Source organism: Clostridioides sp. ES-S-0049-02 (assembly GCF_020658465.1).
Classification (GTDB): domain Bacteria; phylum Bacillota; class Clostridia; order Peptostreptococcales; family Peptostreptococcaceae; genus Clostridioides.
Genome location: NZ_JACVWG010000016.1, coordinates 1 through 14,552, shown reverse-complemented (window position 1 = coordinate 14,552; position 14,552 = coordinate 1). Strand labels below are relative to the sequence as shown.

Below are 14,552 nucleotides of genomic sequence, written 5' to 3'. Positions count from 1 at the left end.
ATATAAGTATACTAATTTTGTTTCTTATTGTAAACAGAGAAACAATTAATATTTAAAATCTTTTATACTTTGTATTATACCTGTGCTTGTCTTATATTTTTTAGCAATTGTCCTAATAGTACTATTTTCTAATTCTTCTCTAATTTGTTTTTGCATTTCATCATTAAATCTTTTATTTCTTCTTCCTTGTTTAACTACATAATAATTTTCATTTTCTAAAGTTTCATATGCAATTCCTGATTTATCTAGTTTCTCTTTTTCTGAACTATCTACAATAAAGACTACTTTATCTTTATATTTAATACTCATATTGTGATAACTCCTTATATAAACATGTTTTATTTTTTTATTAATAAATTATCTACCAAATCAATAATCAAATTAGCACTTATTAAAAAGTCTAATCCTAATAAACCATTTACTTTTTCTTTTGGATCAATCTCTCCAAAATATAATTTCATATTTTCAAGAGTTATATCTCCACAAGTAACCTTATTAACTAATTTCCTTACTGAATATTGAAAAGTTCCACCATAACCAGAAGCCTTTACAATTGTATCATCATCATTAAATCCAATATCTAACTCTTCTAAATAAGGAGATGATATTATAGTATGAGATGCTCCAGTATCAATGATGATATCTTTTACAAGGATACTTTTATTTTCAATTAAGATTTCTATATCTGTATATAATAGTCCATTTTTATATTTGAAATTTTTCATACTACAAACCTCTTCTTATACCAATATGTTTTATGATATCTATTACAAATTCTTTATTCTTGGTGTTATATACAATCTCTTTATCTTTACATCTATTGAATTCTTTTAGAGCTTCTTTATTGTCAGGAATAAGCTTTATAAGAGCTACTTCATCTACATACTCTTTTTCGTTTTGTATATGTGATTCTAAAATTTCTAATTTTACAAATGAACTAGGGTATAAATTTCTAACTTCTGACCATTTCATAGAAATCAACTCCTTTATACTATAGGAATATTATAACATCTTGTATCATAAAATAAAACCGATATAAATGTTAATATTTATATTTTTTTATATTTTGTATTGTTTCAGTACTTGTACCATATTTCTTTGCTATATTTCTGATAGTATCAGTTTTAAGTTCAGTTCTTATTTGCTCCTGCATTTCTTCTGTGAATCTCTTTTTTCTACCAATTTTCTTTTTATCAATAGCATAGAAATTCCCTTGCAAATCAATATATTCTATATTTTTTTTCTGTAATTGACTGATTTCACTAGCTTTAACCAAAACAAACTCTTCATCATTATATTTAAGACTCATAATTCTCTCCTTACATAAGATTAATTACTACGGAGTACAGACCATTATTTTCTATATGGATTATTATGGAAAATAGTCTGTTATAAAAAAATAATCTAAAAATTTTATATTTATATAAGCTTATATTAACCAAATTAAAAGTTTTTGTCTATTTGAATTACTACGGAGTACAGACCATTATTCATATTGGAGAATAGTTATTTCAATACTTCTGAATTACTACGGAGCTGAGACCATTATTCATATTAGAGAGCAGCAATTTCAAGAGGTGTAAAAGCTGAATTTTAGAATAAAAAAAATTTTTCGACATTATTTTTATCTCAAAAAACAGCTTTTTTAGTGGTTTTTTGAATTACTACGGAGCACAGGCCATTATTTGTACTTTTTGAAAAATACCAAAAAACAATTACTACGGAGCACAGGCCATTATTCATAGTTTTTAATTTTAAAATTCGAGTAATAAGAAACATATAAGATTAATTACTACGGAGTACAGACCATTATTTTTTAATCTACTATATAAGAGGGTAAAGATAAAACTGTATTATTTATTAAACATTTTCTTTTTTCAACATCCTCATAGAACCAAATGTCAAAATATCCATATCCTACATCGTATTTTTTTATTATAAATTGGTTTTCCATAATTTCTTTAAGACCATCTTCAATATATTTCATATTGTCTTTTAGTTTATTTTTATTATTTAAATGTACATACCACTTTAGTTGTTCTATATCAAATGTGTACTTTTTGTCCACTATATTTACTCCTTGACTAATTTCAAAGCTTCTTCTACCTTCAAGTAAGTAAGCTAAGTTGATAGACTGTGGTAGTTTTAATTTTTTTAATTCATTTTTATACATTAATTCAGTTGAAACTCTTTCAATTTCTTCAACAAATGCTTTTGTAACTTGAACAGCATTTCTTCCATTTATTTCTTCTATATGAATTCTTGAAAATAGGTTAAAACTTGTTTGAGATTTTAAGCTACCATCTTTTTCATACGTCTCAGTATAAAAAGTATAAAATGGTAACTTCATTAATTTATCTCTTACTTTCTGATAGTTTGCTTTAGCATCTGTCAATCCTAGATACTTTAATAAATCTGATAAGAAAAAAGTATATGAATTTAAATAACTATATGAATAAGCAAATCTGATTATATCTAAGTCTTGTTTGTCTAAGAATAATTTACTAATAGCTTTTTTTTCTGTTGTTTGATTAGTAAGTTCTAATTTTAATCCATCAATGTTTTTAATATCACTTGAATTAGGGTCTAAATTAAATTCATAAAACATATCTATCTGTGTACCAGAATCGTTTATAGCATCATATGGATGTGATTGATATAAATTCTCATCTTTTCTTGCTACATTTAAGTGATTTATTTTTCTCCCTCTAGTGTGAGGTATAAATATACCAGGGGCTAATTGTGATGGACTTTTAATAATTATCTTATTAATATCAAATTCATATTCATCTTGTAATATCTTAGTGACACATAGAATCAAATCGTGTGAAAAGGCTGAATTAATTTTACTATCACTTAGCTCTTCAAGATAAATATAGTCAGATATTTTATAAGATAAATTTGAAGACCATTGTTCAAGAAAATCTTTTCTTATTTCAAGTAATTCTTCAGGACTATCCACAGCGGCAGTAATAATCCTACCAGTTTTTATAAATTCACCCTTAACAATTCCATATTCCTTTTTCAATAATTTATTTGCTGTTTTATTCATAGACTCTAATGTCATTCTCATCCATCTTTTTTTTAAGTCCCATGCATTTTTACTATGTTTTTTTCTTAATCGTTTAGCTTTGGTAGGAGTATCCAATTCATCAATCTTATCAGCAATTGTAGAATATACAAAATCTTCAAAAATAGGCTTTACTTTTTCAGTAGGTAAATCATTTCGTATTCTGAAAATCTCAAAAAACTTTTTTGTTAATAATTTAAATGTCTCTGTATCATAAATAGCATGTATAATTAAATCTATTTTATTTAGATTTATGTTATTTTCTTTTATATCTTTACTCATAGATTACTCCTTTTTAACATATTTTTGCTTATAAATAGATAAAACTTCCTGTATCTTAAAATTTAAATTGTTATCTTCTTTGAACTCTTTTAAACTTTTGTTCGTCCAACAACCAGATTGAGTATATTTTTTTTCATTTACTTGCATTTGATGCATAATACCAGAAATTTTTAGATTAGTGAAATTCAACTGCACTTTATTATCTAAGTAATCATTAATTATAAGTAATCTTTTACGAATTGTTGAGTATCCTATCTCTTTTAATCCATTTCCATATCTAGCATCTGGTTTAGTTTTAATTAGATATTCAGAATTAGAATTAAATAGATAAAATTCAGCCGCATTACTACCTTGCTCTAGATATTGTTTGTACTCTTTCTGCTCTAATGTTTCTTTTGTAAAATCAAATAAGAACTTGTCCAATTTAAACTCTGTATCCTTTAATTTTATTAATTTTTTTTCTAAATCTATGTCTTTTATTTTTATACCCCTTATATCTTCAGCATCTTTACCAATGAGTCCACAAAAAGCTGCGTAAATTATAAACTTATCTTGTGCATTAGTTAACTTGTTACATACTTGAAGGACTTCATCTTTTGTTAGGTATTTTGATAAATCAAATTCAGCAACTAAATCCTTTGGTTTAGAAAAGTGAATATCATAGTTTAAAGTTTTAAATATCTTGTTAATCTTGAAAATTATAGCCATTATAGCATTGTATGTTTTATCCTGACTCATATCTCTTACAATTTGTTCTTTGTCATTGTCTACTATTTCAACAATATAATAATTTTCTTTTTCAATAAGTTTTTCTTCCTTAGCAAACCAAAATATTAGTACTTTATAAACTTTAAGTATACCAATTCTCGTTTTCTCATCTTCATTTTGTAATAGTTCAGATAATATATTCTCGTTTTTTAAATTATAATTCATATGTTCAAACATCCCTTTTTTTATTATATATATGTATTATAGCATTTACCTTCTCCGATTTAAATAAAAAAATAAAAAAATAACCTCAAATAATGAGATTATTTATATTAAAACTACGATTTTAATTTCTTTTCTAATACTTTAAAACTTTGAATTTAATATTTTTATACAATATTCTTCTCATCTTACTTTTAGTACCATCTTTTTTAAGTGGAATATATTTAATATTACCATCAGCATGTTCAGAGCCTAAAACAATTCCTTGCTTTCCATCTTCAAATTCTATTTTACTACCTTCTTTTATATTTTTTTGTGTACACCACTTTAAAAAATTATATTCTTGTTGAGTTTTTACATCTAGTAGTTTATTTATGTAATTTAAAGCATTATCTTTTGTATTGAAAGGAATATCTAGCTGCCAAAAATCAAATTTATCAAAAACCATGTATTTACCTGTGTACATTTTTGTATTCTGATTAAGAATAGTCATGCTCTCATAATGTTTTTCAAGGCAAATATCAAAGTTTAAAAATTTATTCTTAAAACTATTCATACTAATCTCAAACACCTACTTATCATATTTTTTTATATATTCAAGCAATGCCATGCTCATTAGGTCGGATTTGTTAAACTCTCTGAATTTTTCACAAAAGTCATCAAATAAATTCCAAGTATCTTTATTCAACCTAACTGTAGTTCTTATAGCATCTTTTGAAGGTAAATCAATCTTAATACCATCTTGTACAACCTCTATTACATTATTTGTATCTTCTTTATTCTCAAACCAGTCTAATACATCTTGTATCTTGTCGTAGTCTTTTGCTAAAGAAATTATGTTATTTTTAAATTGATTGTCAATTACTATGTTATGACTGCTGTCATCTTCTATTGTCATATTAAATATACTATCATTATTACTCTGTGATTTATTATTTATTACCTTTGTCATACCATTGTCACCAAATACATACTCATCATTTATACGCTTATAACCTCTTTTAGTGAGATATTTTCTTACACTACTTTCAGATACACCAAGCTCTATGGCAACTTTAGTCAAGCTCTTACTATTATTTAACTTATTATTAATATATTCAACTATATATGTTATATCATTATTTTTTAAATCATTCCAAGTCATGTAATCACCTCAATTTAAGTATACTATATGAGATTACGATTGTCATACTATGTTAATCTTTTAATTCTATCTTTTATCTACATATATTTATAAACTATATCATATTTTTACAATATTATGTCCATCAAACAATAGATGATTAAACTCCATACAACTAAAATAAGCCAGCCAATAAAACTTTCTTTCTTACTTTCAAACATATTTAAGAATTTCAAAGCCTTTTTAAATGTTAATATAGATAATCTTATAATCACACAAATTGCTAATGCAATAAATAATGTTTTAAGCATTTTTCCTCCTTTTAAAATGGTTATTTTAATATCTTTTATATTAAAAAACTGTATTTCAACAATACAGTTTTTTAAGCTTTATAATTTTTTAAAGTAAATTCAATTACGTTTAATATTCTACTTCTGTTAGTTTATCATTATCTTTTAGATATTGCTCAATACCTTCCTCAACCTTGCCTCTAAGTTCTGATAATTCATCACAAAATTGGTCACATTCATTAGGCTGTTCCAAGTCTAAAACCTCATTATATTCTTTTGTGAAAATCTCATGGTTGTATAGAATATACAATATATATTCCATATTTCCCTTAAATCTAAAATCTTGACTCATTTTCATATCTACCTTTAAATTATTAACTCTTATTGTACACTCTTCTATATCATTTATTTTAAATCTAAAATCGGGTATGTAATGCCATTCTTCTTTAAAATATTTCCCATATAAATAACTCCTTTTATTCATTATTTTTAATTTTATTAATCAAATCATCTATTATTTCAAAACACAATTCATTAGAAACAAATACATCGAAATTTTGGGAACAATACTCTTTTACATAAGTTTCGTATGTATCAGACGTAACATTGCTTAAATAAAAATCTACTTTGCTTTCGTAATCTTCAATATAATCTTCGTGACATCCTTCACTAGTTTCTATCTCATACAATTCATTAACAATTTTTTCAATTTGTTGTTCAGTAACATTTTCCATAAATTACAACTCCTTTTTATTTATTATTTTTTATATAATAATCAATACATTTTGAAAATTGTCTTTGACTTTCAGTAACCTTAAATCTCCATTTTAATATTAAACGCTAATAGAATTTTTAATATCTTCTATTGCTCTATCTACATTTATATTATTTATATATCTAAGTTTGTTATCTACATTTAGATTTTCTATAATTTTGTAATACATGGCATGTCCTATAAAACTAGTGTTTATAAATACATACTCATAACTATCTAATATACTTACATTAAAATTAATTGTATCTGCTGGTATAAATTCAAAATTAGTTAATTTTTCTTTCATTTTTAAAATCCAGTTTGGATGGCCACCAAAAATTATTCCTTTTATATTTTCTAAATTTATACTTTCATCTGTTATTACATCTTGCTCTTGTTGCTGATTAAACATAAAATTTCTTAACTGAACTAATTCTTCCTTAGAGGTATATTGTTCTTTAATTTCACTTTCTAATCTATTTTTATCTTTTTGTAATAGCTCTAGCTCTAATTTCAACTTTTTATTTTCATCTTGTAACAATGAATTTTCTTTTTTAAAATTATCCAATTCAACATCTTTTTCTTTTATAGATTCTTTTAATTCTTCATCAAAATTATCAAAGAAAAATTGTTTCGCTTTTTTATATTCTCTTGCCAAATATCTTATGTCTATAGCGGGAATTATAAATCTAAATAAATCCTCATAATTGATGCTATTTTCATTTTCTATATCTTTTTGTAAATTACAATAACATAAAATTAGTTCTTGTATTTGTTTAGATTTAAATATGTCTTTTCCTACAATTGAAATTAAACTTAATTCTTCTAAGTCATATATATAATCAAATCCTAAAAGTTTTCTGTCTAAATCTGTTAAATCATCTAAATTAAGAGTTGCTGTATTCCCATCAATTCCAATTGTATAAGAGCTTGGTATATATTCTTTTAGATATGTAGACTTTAATTTTAACTCTATTTTATTAATAAGTTTTTGTTCATCCTTACTTAATTTATCTATAGAAAAAATTTTTTCATATCTATAATTTTCATCTCTTAAAATCAAATTTCTAATTACTTTTATATATATTTCATCTGATTCGTCAATTTCTTTCTCTAACGCTTCACATAAAGAAATTGCAATTAACATATTACCATTTAATTCATCATCTGAAAATTTTTCAATTTTATTTTTTAACATAAGTTTCTTTACAAAACTACTTAACTTAAAAATTTGTATTGAATCTACATATTTATACGCTCCTTTATATCCAGATTTTAATATATTAATTAGTATATCATTTTCTTCACTTAATAATATACCTAATGCTTTCTTAAAATAATATTCTTGAATTATACTTCCTTCACTTGCTATCCTTGAATTATAAAAAACATTTTCTTTAGCTAGATTTAAATACTTCAATTTATTTTCATTATAATACTTATCTATGAGTTTATAACACTTTTTATTTATTGATAGAGCTTCAGCTAAAAATGGTATTATATTCAATTCCTGTTCCATTTAAAAACCCTCATTTCTTTACGTATATTAAAAGATATATATCTTTTAATATAAATTATATCATCTTTCATAAAACTATTAATATGTTAGTTTATTATTGTTTTTAAATCTTCACTTACTTTATATTGTGTTAAACATTCTATATCAAACTCTTCAAGTTCTTCAACAAAATAATTTGCTCCAAGCTCTCCAAACTCTCCTATGAATAAATCTTCTTCATTTGATAGATATTCTATAACATTGCTTATTTTTTTACTAGAATACAATATGTATTGTATTTCATATTCATTTGGTGTAACAACATGTTTGTTATGATTTACTAAATATATATATTTGCATTTTTCAGCTTCTTTTGTATCCTTCACCCATTTAGAAAAGTTTTTAAATAAATCTAAATTTAAGCTAAATGGGAATTCAAAATTATATAATTCATTTTCGATACATTCTTCAACTCTACATACTACATTTACACCAAAATCTTTACCAACTAAGCAATATTCTCCTTCGCCAGTCCAATTTATTTCTAAATCTTCAACTTCTAAATCCTCACTTTGTAAGTATTCAGCTATTTTGTTCTCTAACTCTTCCTTAGTATTAACATTTACAAAGAACTCATAGTTATCTTCATTAATATAGTTTAAAAATTTTTTCATTTTTGTCCCTCCTGTATATCTTCATTTTTATTTATTTTTTCAGATTTAAAACCTTTTAGCTTTCCATCTTTTATAATAAAACAAAATCCTTTTTCAGCTAACATAGAAGCATCTTCTAAACTTATCTTATATATATCTTTCATATATAGTATCATATTGAAACCTCGGCATCAAAATAAGTATTTATACAACTTTTTAAATCATCTAAGTTATCTAATGTTAAGTACCAGTCACCCATACAAGAAGGATAAAAATAATATTTACTATTATCTCTTATATATACAATTGAACTTCCATCACTTAAAAATATTTTAATGTTTCCATTGTTATTCAACTTGTTAACCATATATACATCACTTGAATGACTTATATTACTAGATAACTCTTTATAAGTATTAACCGCTCTGTCTAAATCTTTTTTATTATCAAAACTATAGTTCCAATCTCCCAAACAAATTGGATAGAAATTATAAACTTTTTCTTTAGTATCATATAAGATTATACTTTCATCTTCTAATACTTCCACAACTTTATCTGGAGTTTCTACATAAAAATTATCTAATTCGGCAGCCTTAACTTCTATTGCTCCAACAACTCCTATAATAATTAAACCTAATAACATTCCTATAATCATACTTTTTAAATTTTTCATTTTAGTACCCTCCTAGTTTATAATCAAGAACTCGTACAAGCTCGTATAAGCTCTTTGAATAACTTCTTAATGTATTTATACCTTTGCATTTTTATACTTTTTAAAATCGTTTTATCAAATCACTATCATTATCAATTAATCTATAGTAATATACCTATAATAATAGTGATTTGACAACTTGAATATCCTATTAAAATTAATATTTTAAATGTTTTTATTCTCAATTCAATTTTTTTTAATTTAATAATTAACTGGTATTTTTAATAATCTATTATCTTTACTCATGCCTATTTTATATAAGTCTTTTTCATATGTATAACATCTGATAGTTATAGACTCTTCATCCATAGAGTAAAGGCTTATTTTAGAATATTTTTCTCCTAATTTTTCTCTTATTTCTTTATCTATTTTTTCGTATGCTTTATTTCTTGCTATAGCTCTTTCCCTATTTAACTCATGGTCGTCCATCAAATTGTATTCATTTCTATTCCCATGCACTCTATAGCCTTCCATCCAATCTAAAACCTCTATAGTTTCAAACTTACAATTAAAATTTTTGTTTATATAATTTGTTAAGTCACTTTTTGAATAGCCATTGAAAAATGTATTATTCAATTTTATTCTTGAAACATTTTCATCAGTCGATACACTAATGTTAAAACAATGGTCAATATGTGTATACCACCCAAATCTTTTTGAAATTTTACAATTTAGTATACTTCCTCCTAGCTCTAAATATATTTTATCTCCATTACCATTTATAAAAGCGGTTCTAATTCTATGATTTCCAACATCTGAACCCTTTTCATATATATTCATTCCAGCACCTTCAAACAATAATATTTTTTTCATTTTTATATCCTCCTAATATTTTATACCAACTTAAAAGTTGAATTTTATTTATACTTCTTTTAATATTTTTTGATAATTATTATAAAATAATATCGTTCTGCATTTTTCATTATATGCTCTTATATAAATATCCTCATCTATTGTCAAAATATCATACTCTTCATACTTAATTTTATTTTGTGTAGTTAGTAAGTTATATATTTCTTTTCTTTTAAACCATCCTATCCCTATATAAAACAATTCTTTTTCTGTTTTAGAATTGCTTTCTCTTTTACTTCTTTTAATATCTAACTTTTTAATTAATACATTATAGTCTACAGTAAGGTTAAGTTTTAATTTATAACTTCTTGTTTTTGATATAGTAAAGACTGCCCAACTAAAACTATCATATATTTTCCCATCATTTAAATTAATATTATTTACATTTTTTTTAATAAAGCTATCTACCAATCCAAATATAACATTTTGCCTAGTATATTTTTTTACATTTGTTACAAGTACTTGAAAAACTGGATGTCCTTCTTCATCATGGAATATAAGCATCTTATTCATGTTATTACCTCCCTATTTTATTTACAGTCAATCGTTTCTTCTATTTCTTTTAAGTTCACAGAAGATATAAAAGATAAGATTTTCTTTCTATTTAATCTATCATTTTCAATTATATAGTCTTCAAGTTGATGTAAAGTTTCAATACTACTTTCTAACAAAGATGATATTTCTGAAAAACATACATCGTTGGATTTTGCTACATCTGTATAATAATCAAACTCTTCTTTTAACTCTTCAAACTTATCCTTGTACCCCTCAGTATCTTGATGTATTTCTATCCAATTGTATAAATCATCATCAATTTTATCCCTTAAATCTTCTAATTTTGTGATATAAATTCCTAAATTTGAGATGTATCTCATAATTATTACCCCCTATAATTTATTAGCTTGTTTTAATAATTCTAACTGATTACTATTCCCACATTTTAATAAAATACTTTCTGTATTACTCCAATAGCTACTATCTAAATCCTTTTTAAACAACAATTTTATCTTGATTATTAATTTTTTCATAATTTATTCCCCTTTCAATTTTTTTATTGGAAGTGGCGTTTTTAAAGAACGCCCTAAAACTTGTTTAATTAATTACAGCTATATTATTTGATGCTATATAAGCACCTCTTATAGTCAAGTCATTACCATATCTTTCATAGTTAAAATACTCTTTAAGTGTCTCTATATCTAATGCATTAATTCCACCTAAATTTTCAATAAAATTACATGCTAAATTAATTTCTTTGCTAGTATTACCTTCATTATCCAGCAATGTAAAATCGTGTTTTTCTAATAAATTAGAAATATCATTTTCAAGTATTGTATCAATATCTATATAGTCACCTTCAAGTAAAGCCTCTAATTGTCCAAACTCAGCTATATCTAGTTTTTCAATTTTCTCAGCTAATTGATTTAATTGTTTTATGTTGCTATATTCTTCTATTTCCAATCCTTTCATATCTGTTTCAAAATCAGTTATGAAATATTCCTCATATTCTTCATTTATCCCTATTCTATTTAATATTTCTTGTAATTCTTCCTCGTTTACTGGAAGTTTAGCCCATTCTCCTATTAGTTCACCTTCGTTATATTTCCCTAAATTAGTTATGTATATATTTAGCATTTTTATATCCCCCTTTTATTTGCTTAAAAAATCTTATTAACAGTCATAATAATCTGTAACATAAACATGATTTTTTCTAAATTCTACACTTGTTTTATAATGTAGATTCATAGAATAACCATAATATTCTCTTTCGTACTCTGATATTATTTTTATATTTTCTATTCCATTTACATATAACCAGTGAGATATCATCTTTTTATCCCATTTCCTAGGAAAAGCATAAACCGTTGTTGTTTCTTCTGGTTCATCTGAATATTTTTTTATTTTATGTACCTGCATTTTGTATAATTTATTAATTTTAGAATTTTTCATTTTTTATATCCTCCCTTTATTTTTTTATTCAAAACAAATTTTATATGGCTCAGATTTATTTGCATCTATTGTGTATTTTATCCAATTTTCAATGACTGTTATTACTTTATTTATATCTTCTACTGATGATAAATCTAATTTCCAACTGTCAAAATAGAATTTTGTATTTTCTTGTGCTGAATCTCTCATTATCAATACCTTTTTATCTGTTTTCAATAAATATCTTCTAAATCTGCATCTTACAAAAGCCCTATCACAGTTTAAATTCAAATTGATTTTTCTATTTTTTCCCTCATTAATCCCCCTAAACTCTTCTCTCTCTTCTATACCTAAGCAATTCATTAATAGATTTTCTAACATTTTATATCCTCCCTTTTTTATTCATTCTGTCCGAATGTTTTATTAAATTTTTTTATTTGTTTTTATATTTTTATTATAATTCATTCTGTCCGAATGGTCAACTGTTTTTTTGAGTAGATTTTATATCTACTCATCTATTTTTTCTATTATTATTTTATTTCCATCAAAAGTTAATAAAACCTCTCTCTCTAGTTTAGTTATATCCATATGCTTAATCCATGTGGTTGGAATTGTAACCCTATTTGTGACTGAGCCTTTACTTGCAGTTCCTCCACTTGTAGTAAATAATACTTTTGCTTTTCTTTGTTCATACATGTGTTATACCTCCAATGATATTATTGTTTAATAATACCATACTAAGAGTTTATATAAAAGACACCTTAGTATCAAGATGTCTTTTTATGTATTACTTATTTAACTGATTTAAGTTTTTTTAATTCTTTTAAGTCATTTAGATTACATGTCGTTGTGACCTGTACATCTCCTAAATCTTCTCTTATCTCTGTTATATTTTCAGCTGTTGCAATAGCTTGATTATATAAAATATCTTGTTTCTTTTCAATACTATCAAGTCTATTTTCTATACTGTCAAACCTGTTGTTAGTTTCAGCCTGTCCAACTTTTAAATCTTTAATATCTTTTTGTATTTCCTGTAATAATTCTAATATCTTTTCATCCATCACGTTCACACTCCTATTTTATTATTATATCATGAATGTAAGTACTATATTCAAGTACTTAATAAAAGAATCCGTAAATTATTTTACTAAATACTTGATATGTTTTTGGTAGTGCAGTACCTCACAACTGCTATGTCATATTCTATTATCAATGTGCATTAAAATCCGTTTTATAAAATCTTGTTTTTCGGATTTAGACTTGTTTCTGTATTTCTTTTGATACTTTTATTATATATCCTTATACGAATATTGTCAACGTGTTTTTCGGATTTTATTTTTTTTGTTTTACTCGATTAATCTAAGTCAAGTAATCCAAATATTTCTTCTTTGCTTAATCCTAATAATTTAGCTATTTTTTCAAGTTCTTCTATTTTAAATGAGGTTTTGCCTTTTTCTTTATCATTATACGTAGAAGTTGACATATTTATATATGTACTCAACATCTGTTGTGTGTAACCTCTGCTTTCTCTTAATTCTTTTAATTTATCTAAATTCATTTTATGCCCCCCATAATACTATTATAGAACAATAATATCATATTTAAGAGTTATATAAAAGACACTTAATAATTCAAGTGTCCTTTTATGTACTACTATTTAACAGATTTTAATTTAGCAATGTCGTTCCAATTTTTAGATGTTACTATTTCTATATTGTTTAAATCATCCTTTATATCTGCTGTATCACCAACTAATGTAGATGTATGTTTTATTACTGCATCCAATGTATTTCTATTAATTTTTACATCTGATTTAATTTCTGTAATATCACCTTGCATTGTATCAAGTCTGTTTTCAATACTACTAAATCTAGTATCTATATCTTTTTTCATTTCTGTAATACTACCTTGCATCTCTTGTAGTAATTCTAATATTTTTTCATCCATTAATAATCACACTCCTATTTAATAGCTTTGAGTTTCTCTATATCAGACCAATTTTTAGATGTGATGATTTGTGTCGCATTTAAGTCTTGTTTGATTTCTGTTATATCATCTTTTAAAGATACTACATGTTTTTCTGTGTATTCTAATTCAGTCTTAATATGTTTTACATCTGTTTTAATTTCAATAATATCTTTTTGCATTTCATGTTGCCCAGCCTTTAAGTCCTTAATGTCGCTTTCAATACTATCAAATCTCTTGTCCATACCATCTAATCTAGTATTAAATCCTTGGATTTCACCTTGTATCCCTTTGATACTAGCTTGCATTTCTTGTAATAATTCTAATATTTTTTCATACATTGCATTCACACTCCTACTTAATTGATTTGAGTCTTGCAATCTCATTCCAATTTTTAGATGTAGCCATTTCTACAAAATTCATATTATTGTCAATTCTATCTAGATGCTTATCTACTTCGTTTATATCTGTTTTAGCAATAAGTATATCTTTGTGTA

General features: G+C 24.5%; 26 protein-coding genes and 1 pseudogene. All 27 read right to left on the bottom strand.

Annotated features, from left to right (window positions below):
* Positions 1–45: 45 nt before the first annotated feature.
* Entirely contained in the window at positions 46–309 is a 264-nt protein-coding gene (locus tag IC213_RS18425; protein ID WP_219673403.1) for a helix-turn-helix domain containing protein, read from the bottom strand.
* A gap of 29 nt (positions 310–338) precedes the next feature.
* Positions 339–725 carry a retropepsin-like aspartic protease gene (locus tag IC213_RS18420; protein ID WP_227863388.1) on the bottom strand — a complete coding sequence of 129 codons (387 nt, stop codon included), beginning with the start codon at positions 723–725 and terminating at the stop codon, positions 339–341.
* A 1-nt stretch (position 726) separates the two neighbouring features.
* Positions 727–972, bottom strand: a complete 246-nt coding sequence (locus IC213_RS18415) for a hypothetical protein (RefSeq protein ID WP_219673405.1) — start codon at positions 970–972, stop codon at positions 727–729.
* 70 nt (positions 973–1,042) lie between these two features.
* Positions 1,043–1,309, bottom strand: coding sequence for a helix-turn-helix domain-containing protein (locus IC213_RS18410; RefSeq protein WP_219673406.1), 267 nt, complete (start codon positions 1,307–1,309; stop codon positions 1,043–1,045).
* Positions 1,310–1,816: 507 nt separating this feature from the next.
* A complete protein-coding gene (locus tag IC213_RS18405; protein WP_074438452.1) occupies positions 1,817–3,352 on the bottom strand; it encodes a hypothetical protein in 1,536 nt (511 codons plus the stop codon).
* A 3-nt stretch (positions 3,353–3,355) separates the two neighbouring features.
* Positions 3,356–4,285, bottom strand: a complete 930-nt coding sequence (locus IC213_RS18400; protein ID WP_074438453.1) for a hypothetical protein — start codon at positions 4,283–4,285, stop codon at positions 3,356–3,358.
* 133 nt (positions 4,286–4,418) lie between these two features.
* Positions 4,419–4,838, bottom strand: a complete 420-nt coding sequence (locus IC213_RS18395) for a hypothetical protein (protein WP_227863387.1) — start codon at positions 4,836–4,838, stop codon at positions 4,419–4,421.
* A 15-nt stretch (positions 4,839–4,853) separates the two neighbouring features.
* Positions 4,854–5,426: an integrase gene (locus IC213_RS18390; protein ID WP_227863386.1), complete on the bottom strand. Its 573-nt coding sequence runs from the start codon at positions 5,424–5,426 to the stop codon at positions 4,854–4,856.
* Between the two features lie 107 nt (positions 5,427–5,533).
* Positions 5,534–5,716, bottom strand: coding sequence for a hypothetical protein (locus IC213_RS18385; RefSeq protein WP_227863385.1), 183 nt, complete (start codon positions 5,714–5,716; stop codon positions 5,534–5,536).
* A 109-nt stretch (positions 5,717–5,825) separates the two neighbouring features.
* Positions 5,826–6,179 carry a hypothetical protein gene (locus IC213_RS18380; RefSeq protein ID WP_227863384.1) on the bottom strand — a complete coding sequence of 118 codons (354 nt, stop codon included), beginning with the start codon at positions 6,177–6,179 and terminating at the stop codon, positions 5,826–5,828.
* Complete coding sequence (locus tag IC213_RS18375; RefSeq protein WP_227863383.1) at positions 6,172–6,429, bottom strand: hypothetical protein; 258 nt, start codon at positions 6,427–6,429, stop codon at positions 6,172–6,174. The genes IC213_RS18380 and IC213_RS18375 overlap by 8 nt, the downstream gene beginning before the upstream one ends.
* 99 nt (positions 6,430–6,528) lie before the next feature.
* The gene (locus IC213_RS18370; RefSeq protein WP_227863382.1) at positions 6,529–7,968 is read right to left on the bottom strand and encodes a hypothetical protein; all 1,440 of its coding nucleotides are present in this window, start codon (positions 7,966–7,968) and stop codon (positions 6,529–6,531) included.
* An 86-nt stretch (positions 7,969–8,054) separates the two neighbouring features.
* Positions 8,055–8,621 carry a hypothetical protein gene (locus tag IC213_RS18365; protein WP_227863381.1) on the bottom strand — a complete coding sequence of 189 codons (567 nt, stop codon included), beginning with the start codon at positions 8,619–8,621 and terminating at the stop codon, positions 8,055–8,057.
* A complete protein-coding gene (locus IC213_RS18360; RefSeq protein ID WP_227863380.1) occupies positions 8,618–8,776 on the bottom strand; it encodes a hypothetical protein in 159 nt (52 codons plus the stop codon). Before IC213_RS18360 ends, IC213_RS18365 begins: the two co-directional genes overlap by 4 nt.
* Positions 8,773–9,273, bottom strand: a complete 501-nt coding sequence (locus tag IC213_RS18355; RefSeq protein WP_227863379.1) for a hypothetical protein — start codon at positions 9,271–9,273, stop codon at positions 8,773–8,775. The genes IC213_RS18360 and IC213_RS18355 overlap by 4 nt, the downstream gene beginning before the upstream one ends.
* A gap of 240 nt (positions 9,274–9,513) precedes the next feature.
* Entirely contained in the window at positions 9,514–10,125 is a 612-nt protein-coding gene (locus IC213_RS18350) for a hypothetical protein (protein ID WP_227863378.1), read from the bottom strand.
* Between the two features lie 48 nt (positions 10,126–10,173).
* The gene (locus tag IC213_RS18345; protein WP_227853412.1) at positions 10,174–10,677 is read right to left on the bottom strand and encodes a hypothetical protein; all 504 of its coding nucleotides are present in this window, start codon (positions 10,675–10,677) and stop codon (positions 10,174–10,176) included.
* A 17-nt stretch (positions 10,678–10,694) separates the two neighbouring features.
* Positions 10,695–11,039, bottom strand: a complete 345-nt coding sequence (locus IC213_RS18340) for a hypothetical protein (protein ID WP_227863377.1) — start codon at positions 11,037–11,039, stop codon at positions 10,695–10,697.
* A gap of 12 nt (positions 11,040–11,051) precedes the next feature.
* The gene (locus IC213_RS18335; protein WP_227436898.1) at positions 11,052–11,192 is read right to left on the bottom strand and encodes a hypothetical protein; all 141 of its coding nucleotides are present in this window, start codon (positions 11,190–11,192) and stop codon (positions 11,052–11,054) included.
* A 64-nt stretch (positions 11,193–11,256) separates the two neighbouring features.
* Entirely contained in the window at positions 11,257–11,796 is a 540-nt protein-coding gene (locus tag IC213_RS18330; protein WP_227863376.1) for an antirestriction protein ArdA, read from the bottom strand.
* A gap of 36 nt (positions 11,797–11,832) precedes the next feature.
* Positions 11,833–12,111, bottom strand: a complete 279-nt coding sequence (locus IC213_RS18325) for a hypothetical protein (protein WP_227863375.1) — start codon at positions 12,109–12,111, stop codon at positions 11,833–11,835.
* A 24-nt stretch (positions 12,112–12,135) separates the two neighbouring features.
* The gene (locus IC213_RS18320) at positions 12,136–12,471 is read right to left on the bottom strand and encodes a hypothetical protein (protein ID WP_227863374.1); all 336 of its coding nucleotides are present in this window, start codon (positions 12,469–12,471) and stop codon (positions 12,136–12,138) included.
* 126 nt (positions 12,472–12,597) lie between these two features.
* Complete coding sequence (locus IC213_RS18315; protein ID WP_227863373.1) at positions 12,598–12,786, bottom strand: hypothetical protein; 189 nt, start codon at positions 12,784–12,786, stop codon at positions 12,598–12,600.
* Between the two features lie 95 nt (positions 12,787–12,881).
* A complete protein-coding gene (locus tag IC213_RS18310; protein ID WP_227863372.1) occupies positions 12,882–13,151 on the bottom strand; it encodes a hypothetical protein in 270 nt (89 codons plus the stop codon).
* Between the two features lie 293 nt (positions 13,152–13,444).
* Positions 13,445–13,648: a helix-turn-helix domain-containing protein gene (locus tag IC213_RS18305; protein WP_227863371.1), complete on the bottom strand. Its 204-nt coding sequence runs from the start codon at positions 13,646–13,648 to the stop codon at positions 13,445–13,447.
* Between the two features lie 95 nt (positions 13,649–13,743).
* Positions 13,744–13,944, bottom strand: a pseudogene (locus tag IC213_RS18300) (hypothetical protein); the annotation flags it as partial.
* 107 nt (positions 13,945–14,051) lie between these two features.
* Entirely contained in the window at positions 14,052–14,396 is a 345-nt protein-coding gene (locus tag IC213_RS18295) for a hypothetical protein (RefSeq protein ID WP_227863369.1), read from the bottom strand.
* Between the last annotated feature and the right edge of the window lie 156 nt (positions 14,397–14,552).